We start from the raw sequence: 20,230 nt of genomic DNA, 5'->3' as shown, positions 1-20,230 counted from the left end.
CGCGGAAGGTGCCTGGGCGCACCGCTCTGGTATCGCTACCCGGCCTCGGCCGAGTGCATCCACTGGACGCACCTGACCTATCTCTACGAATACCCGGCCGGCGGCGAAGCGATAGATTACGTCATGGGGTGAACGATGGTGGAGCGGCGACATCGGCCGTGACCGACTCCAGAGGGGCGAGACAGGAGAATGGGACGTGAGGGGTGCTGTGGGGAGCGAAGCCCGCACTGGCAGATTGCCGACGAGCCCCCCCATGACCAGCGCCGCCTCCGGTGGATCGGAACAGGAAAGAGCGGGGAGTAGTTTGCTCGCACTACGGAGCTTCGGCAGCCCAGCTACAGAATTCGAAGAGACCCTGAGTACGTAGAAGCGCTCTTTTGGGATCAGTCGGCCGAGCCTGCCTGAAATGAATTCATTGGGCTAGAGCTGAGAGCGCTGGCGTCTCGCAAGGAATGCATTCCAAGCCTGGCTATCGCCTTTCAGGCGTTTTACCGCTCGATCGGCCGCTTTTTCGAGATCGGAAAGCGCGCCGTCGGTGGCATCGTCCAGAGCAATCGGCCGGCTGGGGGATTCGTCAAGCCGATACAAGCGAGAACCAAGCTGAGCCTTTGCATATGATAGCGACAATCTGGCTTGGGCATCGATTGTGACACCGAACAGATCGTGTTTTGACATCCATCGCGCCGCGCCGGGGGATTTCATCTGACCGTCTTTCGTCGCTTCGAAAGCAGCCGTTCCAACGCTCAGTATCCGGATACCATTCCAATCGGCACCCAAAGAATCCGAGCAGCGCTGCGCCGCGATCATATCGGGAGAATTCGCGAGAAGGCCGCCATCGACAAAAATGCCATCGCGGATCCGATGCGGGGGAAAGTAGGTCGGAGCGGCTGACGTAGCGAGAGCAACATCGAGCAGGGTTATTTCAAGATCGTCATCAGCTCCGGCCAGGGGTTTCGAAACGAAAATCCTGGGTGCGGATCTTCGGAAATCGAGCGCCGGGACGAGCAAAGGAACCTCAACTTCGCCGAGCTTCGTTTTCGCCTTGTCGCCCAAGATCGCCTCAACGGCATCCCTGAGAGGCTTTTGCGGGTACGCAGTGCGAAGAAGCCGCCATGGATTCGTCAGTCCTCGGTGCCATTTTTTCTTGAAGATCGTAGGACCATGCTGGCGAATAGCCGTTGCTATCGTTTCGGGGGATATGCCTACAGCCAACCCAATGGCAATCAGGCCGCCGATGGACGTACCCGAGTATGTATTGAAGCTGTCCTGTATCTTCGTATCGGCTTCGGTCTCGAGCATTTGGAGTGCGCGAGCGCTGAAATATCCTCTGATCCCACCTCCTGTTAACGACAAGATACGCGTGCGGAGGTGATCCTGGAGAGGCGCGGCCGGAGGGAGTTCATCCATCACGTCAGACTTGCTCAACCAAGAGACCCCGATTTCTAATGGCTTCCGCGTAACCTTGCGCATCATTTGTAAGAAGCGTGAATCCTTCGCTGATGGCTGTCGCCAGCACTAGGAGATCACCGTCACCCAATGGAATCGCCTGGCCTGCCGCATTGCCGCGGAAAAGATCGAGGCCATAGAGGAACGCAAACTCCATTGCTGTCGCTTCCGAAACTTCCAGCAGATCGCCTGAAGCGCGCATCTTCCGTCGAGCCACTTCGAACCGTCGCTCCCAAACGTCTCTGGCGCTCGGGTCGCTCATGGCTAGGATTCGAGCCTTGAGCAATCCGAACGAAACAACAGATGCCTTCACGTCGTGGTCTTGCATTTCCGCACGCTCGACGCGATCACGGATCGCATTCTCGCTCCCGCTGACCAGATCCGTGAGCGCTTGGGTGTCCAATAAATACACGATCAACCCGCTCTAAATGAAGGTAGGTCCTCTCGTTTCACGCTGGGGGCTTCCAGGTCCGGAAGCATGCTTCGCCGTCCTGCGGAAGCCGTGAGGAGTGGAGCAACAGGCAGATCTTCAGTCGCTGCAAGCGCACCAACTATCGATCGTCTGCTTCGGGCTTCCGTAAGCATTTCTACGAGAGTTGCGACGCTCATCATTGCGGCTGGCGTTCCATGAACTTTACCTCGGTCGACCGCAAATAGCCTGAGCCCTTGCGCAACCGCTTTGCTCGAGAAGCGTTTGCGGGCCTCGTTTACCGGGTAGCACATAGCTGCTGCCGAACCCTCATTGAGGACTTCGGGTGCTAGGTGTCGCCAGATGATTTCCGCATACTCGCGGCCAACCCCGTCGGCTAGGGATTTGAACGAAATCTCTTTGTTCTGTGTCGCTGACTCTTTTTCCATCCTGATGGGCATTTCAGTTCGCCTTTCCATCCGTTGATGACATAATGTACATAGTGACGACATTATGTACATCAAGAGCGCGCAAATTGGAAGCACCGTTCTCGACGCGCAGCCAACTGATATGAGATCGCTCACGCGGATGCCGGGCCATTGGCTGAGGTTGCACAATGTTTTGGAGCGTACCCGCGTTGTTGTGTAAGCGCGTAGGCATCCCCACGTAGCGTGCAGGCGGTTGATCGCTCATTTTCAGCATGAATCATGCGGAGAATCCTGTGAGCGACAGTATGAGCCATCATCGAACATTCGAGATTTTGACGGCGGAGCCTGTGCCGTCCCGACGCAAGCCGCGCCATCGGTCGGAAGACGAGAAGGCACGGCTTGTCGCCGAAGCGTTCTCGCCAGGGGGCAATGTGTCGGCGGTTGCGCGTTCCGAGGGGCTGGATCCCTCGCAGCTCTATGGGTGGCGCCGCAAGGCGCTTTCGTCGGGCATGGTTGCGCCACTGACGGAGGCAGCGAGCAAGCCGGCGAAGTTCACGCGCTTTGAAGCGGTGGGCAGCGGCACGGTGGAAATCGTCATTGGCGATGCCGTGGTGCGCGCCGGCGGCGATGTTGATTCCGATCGCCTGGCGAGGATCATCCGCGCGGTTCGCAAGGCATGATCGCTTCCGGTGTGGTGGTTTACGTGTCGTGCCAGCCTGTCGACTTCCGCAAGGGCGCGGCATCTTTGATGGCGCTGGTCAGGGACGGCGGCCTGGACCCGTTCTCGGGGGCGCTTCACGTATTCCGTTCGAAGCGTGCGGACCGGGTTCGCATCGTGTGGTGGGACGGCAGCGGGGTGTGTCTTTATTCGAAGACTCTGGAAGATCACAGCTTCTGCTGGTCTGCGATATCGGCCGCGCGCATGCGTCTCGACCACGCCCAGTTGATGGCGCTTCTGGCCGGGCTAGACTGGAAAAAGATCCGTCCGGCCAGGGTCAGGCGGCCGTTATCGACGGGCTGAAACCGGCTGCGGCAAGATGAATCATGGGGCTGTAACGGTTGGGAAAGCGGCTGTTTTTGTGCTCTGCTGCTTGCCATGGTTCTACCGGATCTTGCCCTTCCCGACGACGTTGATGCGCTGAAGGCGATGATCCTTTCCATGGCTCGCGAGCAGGCTGCGAGCGAGGCCCGGATCGCAGTCGCCGAAGCTCGGATCGCAGCATCTGAGGCGGAGGTCGCCCGGCTGAAAGCCGTCGAGAAAAGCGCCAACGAGCGTATTGCCAACCTCACGTCGATCCTGAAAGTTTTGCAGCGCACGCAACATGGCACGCGTTCCGAGCGGCTACGCCTGGCCATCGACGACGAGCAGGCCTCCTTTGTCTTCGAGGAGGTCGAGACCGGCCTTTCGGCGATCCGGAGCGAACTTGCTCACGCGGCCGGGGAAAAGCCGAAGCGTGCCCCGCGCCCGCGCAAGGGTTTTGCCGCCCACCTCGAACGCATCGAGGACGTTATCGAGCCGGAAATCCCGACCGACTGCGAGGAGTTGGAAAAGGTCCTGATCGGTGAGGATCGCTCTGAACGGCTGGACGTCGTGCCGCCGAAGTTCCGAGTCATCGTCACGCGCCGTCCCAAATACGCCTTCCGGGGCCGTGACGGCGTGGTCCAGGCTCTGGCGCCGGCGCACATCGTTGAAAGCGGCCTGCCGACGGAGCGGTTGCTCGCCTATATCGCTGTCTCGAAATACGCCGATGGCCTCCCGCTTTACCGGCAGGAGGCGATCTATCTGCGCGACGGCGTCGAGATCAGCCGGTCGTTGATGGCGCAGTGGATGGGACATCTGGGCTTCGAGTTGCAGATGCTCGCCGATTACATCCTCGAGCGCGTCAAGGAGGGCGAAAGGGTCTTCGCCGACGAGACGACCTTGCCCACCCTTGCCCCTGGGTCCGGGAAAACCACGAAAGCCTGGTTGTGGGCCTACGCGCGTGATGATCGACCGTTCGGCGGGACCAGCCCACCGATGGTTGCTTATCGCTTTGAAGATAGCAGGGGCGCCGATTGCGTGGCGCGTCACCTCGCTGGATTCGGGGGCATCCTGCAAGTGGATGGCTACTCGGCCTATACTAACCTGGTCAAGGCACGGGCCAAAGCCGGCGGCAATGAAACAATCCGGCTCGCAGGGTGCTGGGCGCATCTGCGGCGCAAGTTTTACGATCTGCACATCAGCGGGATCTCACAGGCCGCGACGGCAACGATCACCGCCATGACCGAATTGTGGAAGGTCGAGGACGAGGTTCGCGGCAAGGATGCTGGGAGCCGCGCCGCGCTGCGTCAGGAAAAGTCCGCGGCCATTGTCGCGAGCCTCTTCGACCTGTGGGAAAAAGAACTGCACAAGGTCTCCGGAAAATCCAAGACTGCCGAGGCGATCCGCTACGCGCTCACCCGGCGGGAGGCGCTGGAACGCTTTCTGATGGACGGTCGTATCGAGATCGACTCCAATATCGTCGAGCGTGCAATCAGGCCCCAGACAATTACGAGAAAAAATAGTCTCTTCGCTGGAAGCGAGGGCGGTGGACGCACCTGGGCGACCGTCGCGACACTTCTGCAAACCTGTAAAATGAATGGCGTCGACCCACTCGCCTGGCTCTCCCAGACCTTGACCCGCATCGCTCAGCGCTGGCCCGCAGCCAAAATCGAAATGCTCATGCCCTGGAACTTCAAACCAGACGCCGTCAGCTAACCGCTTACGTTGTTGTCAGTTCGCGCGAGTTCCATATTGGCCTACGAGCTGAATCAAATTCGGCAATGTGAGGAATGCGAAGGATGGCTGATGGTGGCACCATGCGCGAAGGCTTGGACGATGATTTACGCGACAAGCTGGTAGCAATCGGCAAGGGAGTTGCAAGCACCATTCCACTCTCATGATTGCTGACAATAGCCTTTGGCATAGGTTGCAGCCCGCCGGATCCGATCGGCGGCCGAGGTACTTGTACGGCGGATATGAGGTGCAAGAGGCGGGACTTGAACGTCGGTCAACAATCTCTCATCCGCGGGTCGAGCCGCATGACCTTGTTTCGTTTGGGGCTGCCTCTGTCTAGGTGGCGAGCGTCAAGGCTCATAGTGGAGACGAGGGCTCCCCGGCATTGTCCCGCCTCCAGCACCGCATATCGCGCCGAGGCTGATGTTGGGTGTTGCGATCTCCTCTCCTGGGCTGTCTGTCAAGTTGATGTCATGCCGCCTTTGGCGCGGATTGAACCGTGCAGGCGATCGACCAGATGAAGCCCACCATCTCGCGTGCGATGGCGACATTGACGACGTTGGCGTTCTTGCCGCGCGCGCTGAGCCGACGATATCGGGTGCACAGTCGAACCTGCGCTTTCCATCCGATGTCGCGAACGACTTTTGGCAGCGCCTCGATCCGATCGACCTTGTGACGGCCGATGCGCGGCCTCATCCGGTAAGCCCAGGCGCCTTCGACCAGCGCGCGCCGGGCATGGGTGTTGCCGGTCTTGGTGATGCCGCCACGCCAGACGCTCTCGCCACTCGATTGCTCGCCAGGGACCAGGCCGAAATAGGCCATGAGCTGACGTGGGTTTGAGAAGCGTGTGAAGTCACGACCTCCGCGACCAGCACCACGGCATTGATCAGCGCGATGCCGCGCATCGCCTGCAAGGCGTCAACGACCGGGCGCTGGTCCCATTCCGGGAGAAGGCTGAGTATCTGTTCCTCGACCTGCCGCAGGCGCCGTTCCGCATCCATGACGGCATCGACGTAGTCCTGAAATGCGATCTGCTGAGCGGGATGTTCGAAGGCCAATGTCGAAAGCCATCGCCGATAAGCCATTCGCCAGGCGGTTCCCCGCTCGTGCTTGCGTCCGTGACGCAGCAGAAATCCTTGAAGATGTTGGCGCGCTCGCGTCACCACTTGTCGCACGACGCTGCGCAGCCGGATCAGGTCGCGCATGGCTTCATGATCGGCGTCGGGCACCCAGACCGGCGTCAACTCGCCGGCCCGGTGGAGGCGGGCGAGCATGGTCGCATCGCGACGGTTCGTCTTCACGCGATCGCCGGGCTTCTTCGGAATCAGTGACGGCGCCACCACGTCGCATCGATGGCCGAGGCTTGTCAGTTGGCGATGAACGCCATAGCCGCACGGTCCGGCCTCATAGCAAACACCAGCGGTTTACCGGACTTCACGAGACGATCGCACAGCTTGCTGATGGCATCAGGGTCATTCGCAATCTCGCCAAGATACTCCACCGAACCGGAGCGCCCGTTCTCCGCCACCGCGATTGAAATCCGTTCTTTGTGAATATCCAAACCGACAAATCGGGTATGTTCCATGTGGCCCGTCTCCTATGCATGAGGCTCTGTGCCGGCCCAGCCGGCGTAACCCTCGTACCGTTGCATATCGGATGACGGGCCGCCCTCAGGCCCAGCAATCATAGGGACTAGTTGTCAGATGCACGTCACATCAGGCAGCTTGGGTAAAGTTTGGGGCAACGATATGACAGCAATGACGGACGCCTTTTGGCAGTCGCTCCGGGTGAGAGTTGATATTTCCAGCTGTGTAAAACAGTGATACTCGATAAATCTTTGAATTCTCGTGCTTCTGATGCGAACGCCGAGGCCGAAGCGGTAAGAAGGCAAACTGCTGCTGCAATGGTGCGGGTCATGAGGTCTTTCCATTCTTGAGGGACGAGGTGCGCTTGTTATCTTTCTATAACATCATCGTATCGATCACACATTCTTTTGGAGTCTATGTGCGCATGAAAAAACTCCGTTTCAGTGAACGACACGAGACACGAAGCAAACGTCATGCCAGACGCAGCCATGGCTTAGATTTCAAGCGGTTAGGAATCCTTCGTAGCTTGCGGCTAGGCGGTGTCGCTATTTTGTCGAATTCCTTGCAGGAGTTTGAATAGAACCGGACGAGCGTTCCTTCATCCATTGGCTGTCAAGTTTGGGAGGCCAAGCGCGAGATACTCCTCGTTGCGCGTCCGAGACGCCGAATGTACGATGGCGACAGGTGGCAATATGCCTTCGCTATCCACTCCTGCATGACCGGATGCGTACAGATTGGTCAATCTGGTTCACCGCCTCAGGTGTGAGGCTACCCAAAGGCACCGTGAAAGGGCCAAGCTATCCCGACGACACATTGCTGATTCAGGCTGCGGGTCAAGGTCTCGCCGTTGTCCGCGACGTTTCCGCAAGCGACGCCTTGGTATCCGAAAAAATAGTCATTGCGATCGGCAACTCCGCGCCTACGCCAAGGCGCACCGTCATGTCGAACAGCCTGAACGAACGATCTGGAACGTGTTCGAGGAGGAGCGCGGCAAGCTGGTCAAATACCGCGGCCCCTTCGACGGGTTCCACGCGGTGCCGGCCTCGGTGTCGAAGACCTGCACGGTGCGCTTCGACAACAACAAATACTCTGTCCTGTCGACGGCCGTCGGCCGGCCGGTCGAGATCCACGCCTATGCGGATCGGATCGTCATCCGTCAGGACGGCGTGGTCGTTGCCGAGCATGCCCGCTCCTTCGGGCGCAACGAGACGGTCTACGATCCCTGGCATTACGTCCCTGTACTCGCCCGCAAGCCCGGTGCGTTGCGCAATGGCGCGCCATTCCGGGACTGGGCTCTGCCACCCGCGATGGAGCGTATCCGACGCAGATTGAAGGCGGCGCATGACGGCGATCGGCAGATGGTGTCGATCCTGGCCACGGTGTTGGCCGACGGCATCGATGCCGTGGATTGGACGCATCGCGGCAGTCTTGCCGGGCTTTCTTGCTTTCCCGCTCATCCGCCACTATGTAGCGACACTTCGCCGACTGTCTTTCAAGCATCCGGAGAGTTTCATGACAGAAGAAGCCGACAACAACATCGACGTCCTCATCGAGCTCACCGCCGATGTCGTCTCAGCCTATGTCTCCAACAATCCGGTCCCGGTAGGTGATCTCCCTGCCCTGATCGGCCAGGTCCACGCAGCGCTCAAAGGCACTGTCGGCGCCGGCGTTTCCGCAGCAGAGGCGGAGGCTCTCAAGCCTGCGGTATCGATCAGGAAGTCGGTGACACCGGACTACATCATCTGCCTTGAGGACGGGAAGAAATTCAAATCGCTGAAGCGCCATCTGTCGACCGACTATGGGCTGACACCAGACGACTATCGCGCCAAATGGGGTCTGCCGGCGGATTATCCCATGGTCGCGCCGAATTACGCCGCTGCGCGCTCGGCGTTGGCCAAGACGATGGGGCTCGGCCGCAAACCGAAAGAGCCGGAAACGCCGGCGCCGGCGAAGCAGACCCGCAAGAAGGCCGCGGCCTGATTTCAGAAATCGGGGTTTCTCTGGGGCGCGCAAGCTGCCATCGGCACAATCTGCATCTGCCCGGAATGTGAAAAGGCGGGGTCCAGCCCGCCTTCCCTTTCAAACAGCCTCGGCTTCCCAGCCTGGATGCACCCTTGTCCATAGCCGTTGCCAGCACGCTGGAAAAAGTCAGCCAGCTTTGCTGAGGCTGCCAGCAGAGGACTTGCCAGTGCGGCGGTCCTGTTCGATTTCATAGTTGATCTTCTGACCATCGGCGAGGGTCGAGAGCCCCGCTCGTTCAACGGCGGAAATGTGAACGAAAACATCCTGACCGCCATTGTCAGGCTGGATAAATCCAAATCCCTTACTGCTGTTGAACCACTTCACGGTTCCAGTCGCCATATGCGTATCCTTTGTAACAATTGCAACGTGGGCAGGCCGTCCGGCCAGTGCCGATTCATAACCGAACTTTGGAGTTGGGCAAAAACGAAAAATTGCAAGGCCCGCTAGATCGGCGGCAGCTCGCTCACTTGCAATGACCCTGTTGTCAGCAAGTACGTCTTGCGCTTCGGCCGGGGTCTCTCCGCTGCGAACAATTGCAGAGGCATGTCTGGCGCTGTCCGGCCGACGCAGCCAATGTCGCACCGACGGCCACCGGTCCACCAAGAAGACCAATCAGCACCACCAGGCCGTCGCGTGCTTTTCCATCGGCGCCCCCAGGAGGGGCCGGTTACGGTGTTACGGCCCGCAACTTGGCTGCTTCACAATCGAATGAAACGCGGTTCCGTCCACGTTGTTTCGCTTCAAAAAGGCATCGTGCGGCAGTGCGAAGGACATCCAGAGTATCTGCACCATGAGAACTTCCGCACCTCCGATGCTGACGGTCACCGTCACGCCGTCCTGTTGCGCTTTCACCCAGGAATCCACTCACGACGGATGTCCTCCGCAATGGTAAGGAAGTATCGGACACGCTACGGATGACCTGGTCCGGACAGCGCGGATCGTCGATGCACCGTGCCAGACGGTCAGCCACCCGCAGCCGCTTCTCCACCTCGGCCAGTGCCAGAACCCCACCGTTGGAAGAGAGCATGCCGCCATCAAAACGGGCGACGACGCACTTGCCGCGAACAGATGACAAACCGCTCAGCGGCAGCGTAGGATCATTCATGGCGGGTGTGGTCTCCGGGAAATGGCGCGGATCGGTGTAAGCAACCAAATCCTACGTCATTTCAACGGCTTGCACCACATCCGCCAACCCGCCATGAATTTTTCGGGCTAGCTAATCGATGACATCTGGTTCGCCAATGCACAATGCCCAAAGTATACACCCCCAGCCTTCACCAAACGACAAGCTTTGGTCGGAGTAGTGCTCGTCCGCGTCTTGGGTGACGGCTGGAGCTGGAGCGGTCGTTACAACGGCCAACGCCGTGGCAGCAAGTATCGTTCGTGGCCAGTGAGACCGCAATTTCAGGAGCCTCGGGCGCGCCACAGCGTCTTTTTCTGAGGTAGGCATTTTTCGTTTTCCTTTTGGATCATCACAGATTTGAAGAGGGGTCTGGTGTTATGTGCCATTGGGAGAGCCGGCGAAGCAGATATTCATGTGGTCGTCATAGATTCCTCCTGAATGTTTGTTTTACGAGAACCTTATGGCAGCCCTATCTGACAGCCTGAAAGCGGTCTGCGGGATGGCGATCCTGTCTGATCGCAGCGAGATCCAACCGAGCTGGGGCGGTGCGACGGGATGCGCAGCCTGTATTGCGTTCGGACGAATGTCATGTGAACTCCTGGGCTAAGACTGCGCGACGGCCATGTCGGAACACGGTATCATGGCTATGAATATGCAATTGGCATGCCACCAAACGGGTTGTGAGCAGCGACCCCAAATCGGAGGAGTCGTCCGCTGGCCGGCTTGATCCTAACCCCCAGGATGTTTGGATCTGAACACAGATTTGTCGTCAATCGGACACGGACAAAATGCTGTGACCAGCTGGGCACCGGTGCTGACGCTTTGGTCAGACAGGCCAGAGACGTTGATACAGCGGGACTGTCAGGATTTCCGTGTGCGGTCGGGCGGTTGAACATTACGCCGCCATGGCCCGGATGAAGCGCTCGCCGAAGATGACGGCGAACTGGGCCTTGGCCATGGACCACTCACGTGGCGGCATTTTCCACTCTTTCTCGGACCGGTTCAAGATCAGATAGAGCAGCTTGGTGGCGGCTTCGTCGCTGGGGAAATGGCCCCTGGCCCTGACGGCCGCCTGAGCTTCGAGTTCAGGGGCTCGATGGCATTGGTAACCGGTATGAAGATGGCGGTGCCGATGTCCGGCTGCGGTTTTCGTGATCGCGGCGTATGGTGCGACCATCCGGGACAGAGGCACCGGGAGCACGAAGGTGCGGGCAGGCCGATCTTGTACGTTGAGCTGCGAGCTCGTGTTAGTAGATGGCCGCCTCTGCGACTCGCCCGGTTGCGCTGAGAGCGCGGATCCGTAGTTGTCGTGTCGCCCGCCGCTCCCCTCTGACTGATCGAGAGGAGGCAGGAATGCGACGTGTAATTGGAATCGACACCCACCGCACCTTTGGCGAGGTGGTGATCTGGGAAGATGGTCGACTGCGGCATGTGGGCCGGGTCGATATGACGCGAACCGCGCTGGAAGGCTTCGGCAAAACCCTTCTGGCCGACGACGAGGTGGTCATCGAGGCCACTGGCAACTGCATGGCGGTCTCTCGGGTGCTGTCGCCATTCGTGAAGCGGGTGGTGATCGCCAACCCGCTGCAGGTCAAAGCGATCGCGCACGCTCATGTGAAGACCGACAAGATCGACGCCGGCACGCTGGCCAGCTTGTACGCAGCCGGCTACCTGCCGGAGATCTGGACACCGGATGCCGCCACGGAGCGGATGCGCAGACTGGTCGCGCGGCGCTACCAGGTCGTGCGGCATCGGACCCGGATCAAGAACGAGGTACATTCGATCCTCTACGCCCACCTGATTCCGCGGTGCCCCCATGCCGACCTGTTCGGGCGCCTCGGTCGTGCCTGGCTCACCCGTCAGCCGGTGCCGGATGACGAGCGCGCCGCAATCGAGCGCCATATCCGGGAACTGGACAGGCTGGGTGACGATCTCCGCGTGCTTGACCGGGAGATTGCCGAGAGCGCGCTCGATGATGCGGTGATCAAACGGCTGCTCACAATCACTGGCGTCAATCTCGCGGTGGCCGGCGGGCTAGTGGCGGCTGTCGGTGACATCGGCCGTTTTTCCAGCCCGCAAAAACTGGTGAGCTATTTCGGCCTGAACCCACGCGTGCGCCAGTCGGGGCTCGGCGCGGCCCATCACGGGCGGATCAGCAAGGTCGGACGCAGCCATGCCCGCGCGATGCTGGTGCAAGCCGCCTGGGCGGCCGCCAAGACGCCGGGGCCGCTCCATGCTTTCTTTGTCCGCATCCGGGCCCGGCGCGGCCATCAGGTTGCCGCCGTCGCCGTGGCGCGCAAGCTGACGGTGCTCGTCTGGCATATGTTGACGAAGGAGGCGGACTACCTCTGGGCGCGACCCAGTCTGGTTGCACACAAGATGCGCAGCATGGAACTGCAGGCCGGCAAGCCGCAGAAGAAGGGCAACAGCCGCGGACCGACCTATGCCTACAATGTCAAGGAGCTGCGGAACCAGGAGATGCGCGTCGCCGAGCAGGCCCAGAAAGGATACGAACACTTCGTTGAGGCTTGGCGCCCGCGCCTGCCAAAGGAAAAGGCGCGCGGGCGCCTCAGTCCGGCAAGGCTCGAATAAGGCGGCCCGGCGGCGCTTTCAGCCGGTGCACCACGCTTCGCCACGAGGTCGCCCGCGCACGAAGACAATAGCTGACTGCGGCGGGTATTTCCAGTTGCGCCAGCCCCTCGGGGGCGCCTTGCACCCCGATCCGATCGGGAGCATGCCGCCGTGCTCGGGTCGATCAAGGCCCAAGCCTTGCGGTGGCCGCGTAAAACGCGGCCAGCCTTGACTGCCCCTGCGCGCGGCGGCTGTGAAATGGGGCGGTCGGGACGGAAGAACACCAGCGATGCGGTCGAACCAAAGAACATACTCGGGGAGGTTCCAGGGCTCGTCACAAAATAGCGCTTGTCGATCTCATCCGTGGTGTAAATGATCCGACGGACGTCGTCAGGGAACGCGAAGAATGGAATGACCTCGCCCCAGGCGCGCCGCCAGCTCTGGCCGATGGCGGGATAGCGCTGGCCCCATTCACTGGCCTCGAAGGTCGTCAGCGCCTCCTCGACGGCCTGAGCGTCGACGGCACGGTAGATTCCCTTCAGGGCTGTCACGAGCGGCTTGCGAACCTTCCAGGACACGAAGTCCATTGAGTTCCGGCAGGAAGAGTACGGCGGGCCGCCAGAAGGTAGGGATCGACGGAAATCCGGGCATGAGCACGACCGCCGTCGCCCTGCGGCGTACGTGCAGTATTATCCTGCGCGCGTCAGGCTCTCGTCATCGAGATGCCAGCCGTCGGCAGCGTTCCCGTCACGGAAGCGAAGATCGAAGGCGCTGAGGGAGGCGTACTCGGGCAACGGACCCGCATGCGCACCGATGGCCAGCTTGATACGAGCGGCGATATCCATGATTTGGATCCTTTCTTTGCACGATAAATGAAGTCGCTCACCAAGTGGCGAGGGTCATATGCGTGCGAAAGAAAGGGCGCCCATAAACATGGGACGAGCGGGTCGGCTGCGACAAACGGTGTACAATGCTTCTTCATAGTCTGCGTTTGTGAAGCGGGCGACGTATGCAGCCTCAAACATTTCGAGAAGGCCGCCCCCCGATTCCTCTCAAGCTACTAATGAACACCTCGGCCGCGCGGCCAACAACGTCTAGCTTCCAAACACCATCGTCACAGTAATATGCGTTCCGTATCCCCTGCTTGATCTCACGCCGCAGCAGTTCATCATTCGGAGCCTTGGCGTGTAGCCAATGATCGCCTCGGAGAGCGCACAGAACCTGCTCCAATTCCTGGGTGCCGAATTCGAGCGTTACACAAATTCGTTCGGCTCGGGGCAGGGTTTCGGCGACCGCGACTGCGCTATAGCCGGTGAGCGCTGCTGAAGATGACGAACCGTTGTCAGGCACGGTAACCTCGTTGCGATACCAAGCCTGGGCCTGCATAGACTCCAGGTCCGATGAGCGGCCTTCAAACTGAATTTCGCCATACCCACGCGGGCCAAGCCCGCTGTGTACGTCGATCACGCAAATACGCTCATGCTGGGAATCATATAGCTTGAGCAGCCGCCGCCATAGCATGTTTGAAAATGCCGGCGAGAGGCCGCCAAAAAACATGCCGTCGGGGAATTCATATTGACCCTTGGTTAACGCCGAAATGAAGGCCTGATGACCGTTTTGCTCGACATAAGAGCGAATGGCCACTTCAGCAGTTTCCCGCGACGGCCCCTCCCAGCATTGTGGGACCACCAAGTCGTGTAATTTGCGGTACTCATCGTTCCTTGGAAGCGGCTTAGCATGATCTATGAAGTTGCGATTGAGGTCGACGTTGCACTCGTCCACTCGTCTCAGATAGGCAAAGCCATGGGGACTGAGCGCGTGGACGAGTAGGACGGCGGTGTCGCCGTTTCGCTCGGCAAGGAGGCGCTGCTCCAGAATTCCGATCAAACACCCCGAACCGCAGAACCCTTCCACTCCATGCAGACCCGCCGTCACGATCACAAGGTTAGGCAGTGCGATATCACCAACGAGGGCCACGTCGGTAGTAAGTTCTTCGCCGTTCGGACCAAATCCACAGTGGCGGTATTGCAAAGGTTTGGCACCGACGCGGATCGCGGCCTCCCGGAATTTGTGCCGCGCCTCCTGGTAATGCGCCGAGAAAAAGGCCTTCACATTGGACATGGGTTACTCCGCGGAGAGCACAGCGCGCACCAGCGTGGTGGAATGGCGATCGGGCGGAAAATCGCGTCGAATTGGCTTCGCGATTATCGTGGCCCGGGATTGAAGATGCGATCGAGACGCCTGGTCAGCACGATGCCAGGAATGCTGACCACCAAGAAGAGCAGTGCGACGAATGAACTCTACAAAGAACCTGACCGCCCGCCGGATCGCTACGCTTTGGGCACGCTGAGCGAAGGCAAAAAGCAGCCCGAGCGCCATGGCCATGGCCGATCCAAGCAAGGTGGCTGACGCTCCGAGCGGATGCCGTAGAAGGCCTGCAACAGCATCGTACGCAGCAAACGCACCGGTGCGGTCGAGGGCCGGCCGAGCCCGGCGGATAAAGCACCGCAAAATCCCGCATCGTTCGGGCAGCAGTAAATCACGCTCCACACAACCGCGCCAGCACTTCTTCAACAGCCTCTAGGCGGCAAACTTATCGAAATCCAAGGAAAGACGAAGGTTCGCAACCATAGCTCCCTGTGGTCGACAACGGCACGCGCATCCTCATGCATTCCATTGGCTTCTAATATTTCCGACGGGCGTTCGTATTCCGCCCCGGCGGTCGGTCAGATTTTGGAATAGATTCTGATGCGGAACTGCTGTCCATCCTGGAAAGGATCGCAGACGAATGCGCCATCAGGGCTCTCAATTCTTTGATGTCCCGCTGTTGCTCGGCTCGTGAATTCATCGAGACGGCACCAACCCTTGAAATGCTCTGCCTGGACGACACCCCCGGGTAGATCTCAACCGACACCGAACCGGCCTGCCCTCGTGGCAGTTGTTCAATATCCGGTCCGATACCCGCAAGCTCGAGAACCGAGATATCGTCGGTAGGGAAGCTGTACAGAACTCGCTCCGCGCACCAATCTCGAGCCATGCGTCTGCCCATGCAATTAAACTCGGTCATGATGTCGCTACTTGCCTGCAGGCCTGACCACGCCGCGAACCAAAGAGGCGCCATCGGAAGACCCGGTCCGGCCGACAGCGCCGCCGGAATGAACCGGAAGGAACCGCCGCCGAGGAGGCTCAGAAGGCACCCAGCGACGCAGTCTCTCAACTGCCCTGCGTTGCCCGTGGAATTGTTCAGCAACGAGATTGCTTCCTGAATCGCTCGAGCGCGTCCCTCCCTCGTTCCGCGGAAGCGCGAAAGGTCCCCCCTTAGTTCGGGAAGCGAAGAGAGTAGGTCCTCCAGAACTGAATCCTCGATCCGACCGCTCTCGATCACCTGTCGCATGGACCTGATCATGACGGATTCACCAGCAGGTCGGTCGGAGGAACCACCGCCATGCACCGCCAGCTGAACGACCTGCCAAAAGCTTCCGAGGGCTTCGATGTCAAGTGGTAGCTGCTCGCCGCCAAGCTCGGATCGTAGAGCCTGCCATCCGCGGCCAATGGCGAAGACGTCGGCATTGGGACTGAGTGCGAGCCCTTGAATCGCGGCTGCTGAGTATGTAGCGCCTGTAGCCGCGAGGGTGATGGGCCGCCCGGATTCGTGCGGATTCGGCGATCGGAGATAGAGTGCCACCTCTACGATCGCGGTTCCAACGAGCTTTTGGACAACTGGTTTCGTGTTCCGTGTGGTCAAGCCGAGGTCGTCGGCCAATAGATCGAGTTGCCCCGTCGTCACAACCCGAAAGAATGCAGAGAAGGGAGTGTAGTCGGTGACGTAGGTCGAGACAAAGGCAAAGAAATCACGCACCTTTCGCTCATCCACGACGACGATTGGACGACGTTCGGGATCATACCGCTGCTGATGATCTGACAGCGCGACAGCACAGAACTTTGATGAGAGCTGCTTGCGGATGGCGGTAAGACCAAGATTACTGGGCGTCAGAGGCGACTTTTGTCCTACCCAGGCCAAGAATTCCTCTGTGTCCAAGACGGAAATATTCAACATTCTTCCCTACCTAAGCGAACAGGTCGTCGAGCGTCGGATCACTCGTCGAGGCTTCATGGAGCGCGAGGATGCCCTTTTCAAGATATCCAGGAATAGACTTGTCATAGTAGATGCGCAGTGAGGTTTTTGCGCGCGTCACGCCCGTAAACGCGAGATTCTTCTGCAAGTCACGGAAACGGCTGATCCTCTCCATGCCGAGAAGATGAACTGCACGGAATTCAAGCCCCTTCGCGCTGATGATAGTCGTCACGATGACACGTTTGTTCGGTTCGAAGGCTGCATACCCACCCGCGAAGTTCTGCGTCTGCACTTGATCCTTGACCTTCGAGGATAGGAGGAGAGCGGCGACCCTGGTGGCGTCTTCCTGCTTGGGGCACAGGACACCGATGGTTTCGTCCGGATAAGCGAAAAGCTGCGTCTCGATTTCGGGAATTGCAGCCGCAACCTGATCTGCGAGCGCTAGACCTGAATGCGGTATCACCGACGACTCGAAATCCTGTTCGTTGTACTTCGACGTCGCCTCCATTCCTTCCTCGGAATCGATTTCGTTGCGGATGCCGTCCGCCACCCGGCATATCTTGATGCCATTCCGATAATGCTTCTTGAGGACGACTGGCTCGCCACATTTCGCCTCCAAGGCGTTCAGCCCACCTTTGGCGCTTGTGACGCGCTGTCTGTCATCGCCAACGGCATAGATCTGGTCGGCGAAGCAGGAAATCACCTCGATCTCTTCGGCCGAGTAATCCTGCGCCTCGTCCAGGAGAATGCAGTCCAGCACGTTGATGTTCTTCTTCAGCGCAGCAACTACCTTGAGTCCTTCGAGAAGCCGTATGCGAACCTCCCCGAATTCACCGGAGGCATCGAATGCGACCCCATTCAATGCCAGGAGCGAAGCACCCCACTGCAGGTATGTCTGGATCTTATCCGACGAGAACGGATAGTGCGTAGACCCCGCTACCAAAAACTCCTTCAGGACGCGACCGAACGTCAGCACGGTGATGTTCGTAACGCCTGCTTTCGCGAGGAATGTCGCTCGGAGAAGCAAAAGATTTGTCTTCCCGCAGCCGGCCGGGCCCAGGACGAGATGGTCGCCCTCTTTGGGGAGGCTGATGACCTTCTTCTGGTCATCATCGAGATCGCTTGTTTTCTTCCACCAGGTGCTCATGCGTGTGCTCTCACTTGAACTCAAGGTTCAGCCAGCTATCAGCCTGAGGCATCTGGCGTTGAACGAAGTCTATAATCTTGTACAGGATGTCCTCGAGCGACGTATGGAGCCGCGATGGATCGTAAATGCCCGAGAAAAAGGGGATGCGGCATTCGAAAGGCTCAGGTGGGGCGGTCGACATGTGTACGCAGACGTCCACGGCAACAGCCTTTGCTTCCGCGTCGACGATCTCGATGCAGAAGATCACTGACAACTCGGGCATCAGGTGCGCTTCTGACTTCTCGAAGGTCATCTTGACCGACGGAGCCTTCCGAGGATATCGGGCTATAGTGGCATAAGGTGGGAATTGGTCATTTTCCGAACTGACACGCCGGACCGAATCCTTGGTAGACGTTATGATCTCCTCGAGAAGGGGCTTGACGAAATCCGGCTTGTTCTCCGTCACTGCACCCGATCCCGCCTGTTCAACGAGAACACGCTTGATGACTCTCTCTTTGATGCCAGCGATCCCGCTCGCAGCTGCTTTCGGAGGTCTAAAGGATTCCCACGATACCATGCGCAACCGATCCTTGGGGTCCTTCAGAAGGCACATTTTGGCGAGATCTACGAGGTATGATGGCACTGACGAATTCTGAATATTCGGAGTGACTTCCTGCACCGCGTTGACCAAACGCGCGAATGGTTCGGCATACTCGCTGAAAATGGGCTCCCGCATTATCAGATCGTGGAGCACCGCTCCAATTTGATAGAAGGTGAGTGCGCGCCAACCATCCGTTGTTCCATCCTCTTCGCGAAGGAGAAACTCGGGCGAACTATATTGCAGGGTACCGATGAATGGGTGCACGCCCTCGATGTCAGTGACCCCCGGCTCCTTCACGGGCTTCAGGACTCCGAAGTCGAGTAGCGTTACTTTCTTCAGATCCTCGCTTACCTGGATATTTTCCGGCTTGATGTCTCGATGAACTAGGCCCAAGCCTTCCAGATATTCCGCGCAGGCCGCGATGTCGGCGATGAATCCTCCGATCGCCTCGACGGGAATGTCTTTGAGTCGCTTCTTTAGATTGCTGCCCTGAAGAAACGCCATCACAATATAGTGGTTTTTTGTCCCTACATCGTATCCTCCGTCGAGGATCTCGACCATGCTCGGATGGCCGCGTCCCTTGAGGGAGACTTCCCGTTCGATGCGCGCAAGCTGCGTCTTGTCGCCAAAGCGCTCGATCAGCTCCTTGTCGAACACCTTTACAGCCGCTTGCTTCGCACCATTGGTAGCTTCGAAGACTGCGGCGGACTTCCCGTGATCGATCAGTCTTACGATCGTCCACTCTTTAATCATCAGGCCCTTTAACTGGTCCTCGAGTAGATGTGCCCTTGCAGTGTCCATGTATCGATCCCGACTCGGATGGGCGAAATACCTCATTTCCATCGATGCATGTCAACGAGTCCTCGGGTCGATTTGTAAGATCGGAGCCAGCCAGGATACGCCAGAGACTTGGGAGCCAACATACCACCCCGGCTGCTCCCTTGATTGTTTGCTTTCAGGATGAGGCCTTTCACAGGCAGGAAAACAGAAGTTCGCGCCTCCTCGAACAGCATCGGACATCCGGCAGTCCAAGGCGCCGACCGCATCCAGAGTGTCACATCGATGGAGCTGCACTCGTCAGCCAGCTTGTCCAAAACAACGCGTTGATGGCTACAGGTATTCAAGCGATCGATTTCACCGCCCCCGCCGGACATCAAGCGCCCAATCGACCACTTTTCAGATGTTTGGCCACATGCGTGTGGAACAAATGGCGCTTTTGAAGCGGGGGCGGCTATAACGGGTATCATCTTGCGGGTTTCGGCAATTGAGCTTGGTATGAAAGGCCCTCCCCGCCTTTTCGGCCTCGGCCCTGGGCACGGTTCGATTTGGGAAAACATTTCCTAACATTGCCGCGCACGAACACCATTCAAACCGATGCAACCTGGGTCAGCTACGATTTCAGTACAAAGACTAGTTATGTTGTTGATCGAACCCCACCGGGCAGTTAGTGAGACAGATACGCTTCAAAGGAGAAATCGCTTGACCGACGAGACTGTCAATCTGATCGAACTAACCGCAGATATCGTTTCCGCCTACGTCAGTAAGAACCCCGTGCCCGTGGCATCTCTCCCGGAACTGATCGCCAGCGTGAATTCGTCGCTCGCCAAGATTGGACAGCCAGCCGAACCCGATATGCCGGCCCAGTTCCCCGCAGTGAACCCAAAAAGGTCCGTATTTCCCGACTACATTATTTGCCTCGAAGACGGGAAGAGATTCAAATCGTTGAAGCGGCATCTGGGTGTCCACTATGGCCTCACTCCTGACGGGTACCGTGAGAAGTGGGGGTTGAAGTCAGACTACCCCATGGTTGCGCCCAACTATGCGGCCGCGAGGTCCGAAATGGCCAAGGCACTCGGCCTTGGCCGCAAGGCTGTGCCCGCGAAGGTAACCAAGAAGCCTGGAAAACGAAAGGCCTGAAATTTCGACATGCCCCACTCGGGCGCAGCGGAATTGAAGCGCGCAACTGCTTGCCGACAAATGGAAGCAGAGGATCGAACGGGACGGCCAGCCTGCCGGCAATTTCCGCCATCAGCGCCACGTCGGCAGGACTTCCGTTGCGCAGCATGGCGCACCACCTCGAGCTTTCGA

At 58.8% G+C, this 20,230-nt stretch carries 16 protein-coding genes and 6 pseudogenes; 8 read left to right on the top strand and 14 right to left on the bottom strand.

The genetic code is table 11. The annotated features are described in order from the left end of the window. Positions 1 to 420: 420 nt before the first annotated feature. Together ACFSQT_RS11635 and ACFSQT_RS11630 are read right to left on the bottom strand one after the other, a co-directional pair. A complete protein-coding gene (locus ACFSQT_RS11635) occupies positions 421 to 1,407 on the bottom strand; it encodes a CBASS cGAMP-activated phospholipase (RefSeq protein ID WP_280952784.1) in 987 nt (328 codons plus the stop codon). 4 nt (positions 1,408 to 1,411) lie between these two features. Further along, entirely contained in the window at positions 1,412 to 1,858 is a 447-nt protein-coding gene (locus ACFSQT_RS11630) for a type II toxin-antitoxin system VapC family toxin (RefSeq protein ID WP_379018616.1), read from the bottom strand. A gap of 718 nt (positions 1,859 to 2,576) precedes the next feature. On the opposite strand from ACFSQT_RS11630, the gene ACFSQT_RS11625 reads away from it, so the two are divergent. The 3 genes from ACFSQT_RS11625 (at position 2,577) to tnpC (ending at position 5,020) form a co-directional block, all read left to right on the top strand. Then, a complete protein-coding gene (locus ACFSQT_RS11625; protein ID WP_095090644.1) occupies positions 2,577 to 2,963 on the top strand; it encodes a transposase in 387 nt (128 codons plus the stop codon). Then, the gene (gene tnpB, locus ACFSQT_RS11620; RefSeq protein ID WP_023693549.1) at positions 2,960 to 3,304 is read left to right on the top strand and encodes an IS66 family insertion sequence element accessory protein TnpB; all 345 of its coding nucleotides are present in this window, start codon (positions 2,960 to 2,962) and stop codon (positions 3,302 to 3,304) included. Before ACFSQT_RS11625 ends, tnpB begins: the two co-directional genes overlap by 4 nt. A gap of 75 nt (positions 3,305 to 3,379) precedes the next feature. After that, positions 3,380 to 5,020 carry an IS66 family transposase gene (gene tnpC, locus ACFSQT_RS11615; protein ID WP_379018614.1) on the top strand — a complete coding sequence of 547 codons (1,641 nt, stop codon included), beginning with the start codon at positions 3,380 to 3,382 and terminating at the stop codon, positions 5,018 to 5,020. Between the two features lie 489 nt (positions 5,021 to 5,509). On the opposite strand, the pseudogene ACFSQT_RS11610 reads toward tnpC, so the two are convergent. Beyond that, positions 5,510 to 6,623 (bottom strand): annotated as a pseudogene (locus ACFSQT_RS11610) (IS110 family RNA-guided transposase). Between the two features lie 918 nt (positions 6,624 to 7,541). Here ACFSQT_RS11610 and ACFSQT_RS11605 point away from each other — a divergent pair. Both ACFSQT_RS11605 and ACFSQT_RS11600 read left to right on the top strand, forming a co-directional pair. Then, positions 7,542 to 8,033: pseudogene (locus ACFSQT_RS11605) on the top strand (Mu transposase domain-containing protein); the annotation flags it as partial. Between the two features lie 103 nt (positions 8,034 to 8,136). Further along, complete coding sequence (locus tag ACFSQT_RS11600) at positions 8,137 to 8,604, top strand: Ros/MucR family transcriptional regulator (RefSeq protein WP_095081579.1); 468 nt, start codon at positions 8,137 to 8,139, stop codon at positions 8,602 to 8,604. A gap of 168 nt (positions 8,605 to 8,772) precedes the next feature. Here the strand turns inward: ACFSQT_RS11600 and ACFSQT_RS11595 are convergent, their stop codons facing one another. The 4 genes and pseudogenes from ACFSQT_RS11595 to ACFSQT_RS11580 all read right to left on the bottom strand — a co-directional run. Continuing rightward, positions 8,773 to 8,985 (bottom strand): cold-shock protein, encoded by a 213-nt coding sequence (locus ACFSQT_RS11595; protein ID WP_095081581.1) that lies wholly within the window; start codon positions 8,983 to 8,985, stop codon positions 8,773 to 8,775. 336 nt (positions 8,986 to 9,321) lie between these two features. Next, on the bottom strand, positions 9,322 to 9,498 hold the full coding sequence (locus ACFSQT_RS11590; RefSeq protein WP_167391969.1) for a hypothetical protein: 177 nt from the start codon (positions 9,496 to 9,498) through the stop codon (positions 9,322 to 9,324). A gap of 72 nt (positions 9,499 to 9,570) precedes the next feature. After that, positions 9,571 to 9,751 (bottom strand): annotated as a pseudogene (locus tag ACFSQT_RS11585) (transposase); the annotation flags it as partial. Between the two features lie 913 nt (positions 9,752 to 10,664). After that, positions 10,665 to 10,885 (bottom strand): annotated as a pseudogene (locus ACFSQT_RS11580) (transposase); the annotation flags it as partial. Between the two features lie 255 nt (positions 10,886 to 11,140). Between ACFSQT_RS11580 and ACFSQT_RS11575 the strand changes: the two are divergent. Then, a complete protein-coding gene (locus ACFSQT_RS11575) occupies positions 11,141 to 12,361 on the top strand; it encodes an IS110 family RNA-guided transposase (protein WP_379018769.1) in 1,221 nt (406 codons plus the stop codon). A 331-nt stretch (positions 12,362 to 12,692) separates the two neighbouring features. On the opposite strand, the pseudogene ACFSQT_RS11570 reads toward ACFSQT_RS11575, so the two are convergent. The 3 genes and pseudogenes from ACFSQT_RS11570 to ACFSQT_RS11560 form a co-directional block, all read right to left on the bottom strand. Further along, positions 12,693 to 12,936, bottom strand: a pseudogene (locus tag ACFSQT_RS11570) (transposase); the annotation flags it as partial. 93 nt (positions 12,937 to 13,029) lie between these two features. Further along, positions 13,030 to 13,185, bottom strand: a complete 156-nt coding sequence (locus tag ACFSQT_RS11565) for a hypothetical protein (protein ID WP_379018612.1) — start codon at positions 13,183 to 13,185, stop codon at positions 13,030 to 13,032. A gap of 172 nt (positions 13,186 to 13,357) precedes the next feature. Continuing rightward, a complete protein-coding gene (locus tag ACFSQT_RS11560; RefSeq protein ID WP_379018610.1) occupies positions 13,358 to 14,461 on the bottom strand; it encodes a M14 family metallopeptidase in 1,104 nt (367 codons plus the stop codon). Positions 14,462 to 14,602: 141 nt separating this feature from the next. Here ACFSQT_RS11560 and ACFSQT_RS11555 point away from each other — a divergent pair, with 141 nt between their 5' ends. Beyond that, positions 14,603 to 14,749: a hypothetical protein gene (locus ACFSQT_RS11555; RefSeq protein ID WP_379018779.1), complete on the top strand. Its 147-nt coding sequence runs from the start codon at positions 14,603 to 14,605 to the stop codon at positions 14,747 to 14,749. Here the strand turns inward: ACFSQT_RS11555 and ACFSQT_RS11550 are convergent. From ACFSQT_RS11550 to ACFSQT_RS11535, 4 genes and pseudogenes are all read right to left on the bottom strand, one after another. Further along, positions 14,749 to 14,858 (bottom strand): annotated as a pseudogene (locus ACFSQT_RS11550) (transposase); the annotation flags it as partial. The gene ACFSQT_RS11555 and the pseudogene ACFSQT_RS11550 overlap by 1 nt on opposite strands. 165 nt (positions 14,859 to 15,023) lie before the next feature. After that, complete coding sequence (locus ACFSQT_RS11545) at positions 15,024 to 16,397, bottom strand: hypothetical protein (protein ID WP_379018608.1); 1,374 nt, start codon at positions 16,395 to 16,397, stop codon at positions 15,024 to 15,026. Positions 16,398 to 16,407: 10 nt separating this feature from the next. Then, positions 16,408 to 17,562 carry an ATP-binding domain-containing protein gene (locus tag ACFSQT_RS11540; RefSeq protein ID WP_379018606.1) on the bottom strand — a complete coding sequence of 385 codons (1,155 nt, stop codon included), beginning with the start codon at positions 17,560 to 17,562 and terminating at the stop codon, positions 16,408 to 16,410. Positions 17,563 to 17,572: 10 nt separating this feature from the next. Next, entirely contained in the window at positions 17,573 to 18,943 is a 1,371-nt protein-coding gene (locus ACFSQT_RS11535) for a protein kinase domain-containing protein (protein WP_379018604.1), read from the bottom strand. 678 nt (positions 18,944 to 19,621) lie between these two features. On the opposite strand from ACFSQT_RS11535, the gene ACFSQT_RS11530 reads away from it, so the two are divergent. After that, entirely contained in the window at positions 19,622 to 20,059 is a 438-nt protein-coding gene (locus ACFSQT_RS11530) for a Ros/MucR family transcriptional regulator (RefSeq protein WP_379018602.1), read from the top strand. The last annotated feature ends 171 nt before the right edge of the window (positions 20,060 to 20,230 follow it).

The sequence above is a fragment of the Mesorhizobium calcicola genome (genome assembly GCF_042682105.1).
Taxonomy (GTDB): Bacteria; Pseudomonadota; Alphaproteobacteria; order Rhizobiales; family Rhizobiaceae; genus Mesorhizobium; species Mesorhizobium calcicola.
Note: the sequence above shows the minus strand (reverse complement) of the source record. Positions and strands in the feature narration are given on the sequence as shown.

What these genes read in the sequence shown, in the direction of transcription:
- ACFSQT_RS11635 (WP_280952784.1), bottom strand. Translation starts at nt 1,407, where the DNA reads ATGGATGAACTCCCTCCGGCCGCGCCTCTCCAGGATCACCTCCGCACG.
- tnpB (WP_023693549.1), top strand. Translation starts at nt 2,960, where the DNA reads ATGATCGCTTCCGGTGTGGTGGTTTACGTGTCGTGCCAGCCTGTCGAC.
- tnpC (WP_379018614.1), top strand. Translation starts at nt 3,380, where the DNA reads ATGGTTCTACCGGATCTTGCCCTTCCCGACGACGTTGATGCGCTGAAG.
- ACFSQT_RS11600 (WP_095081579.1), top strand. Translation starts at nt 8,137, where the DNA reads ATGACAGAAGAAGCCGACAACAACATCGACGTCCTCATCGAGCTCACC.
- ACFSQT_RS11595 (WP_095081581.1), bottom strand. Translation starts at nt 8,985, where the DNA reads ATGGCGACTGGAACCGTGAAGTGGTTCAACAGCAGTAAGGGATTTGGA.
- ACFSQT_RS11565 (WP_379018612.1), bottom strand. Translation starts at nt 13,185, where the DNA reads ATGGATATCGCCGCTCGTATCAAGCTGGCCATCGGTGCGCATGCGGGT.
- ACFSQT_RS11560 (WP_379018610.1), bottom strand. Translation starts at nt 14,461, where the DNA reads ATGTCCAATGTGAAGGCCTTTTTCTCGGCGCATTACCAGGAGGCGCGG.
- ACFSQT_RS11555 (WP_379018779.1), top strand. Translation starts at nt 14,603, where the DNA reads ATGCTGACCACCAAGAAGAGCAGTGCGACGAATGAACTCTACAAAGAA.
- ACFSQT_RS11545 (WP_379018608.1), bottom strand. Translation starts at nt 16,397, where the DNA reads ATGTTGAATATTTCCGTCTTGGACACAGAGGAATTCTTGGCCTGGGTA.
- ACFSQT_RS11540 (WP_379018606.1), bottom strand. Translation starts at nt 17,562, where the DNA reads ATGAGCACCTGGTGGAAGAAAACAAGCGATCTCGATGATGACCAGAAG.
- ACFSQT_RS11535 (WP_379018604.1), bottom strand. Translation starts at nt 18,943, where the DNA reads ATGGACACTGCAAGGGCACATCTACTCGAGGACCAGTTAAAGGGCCTG.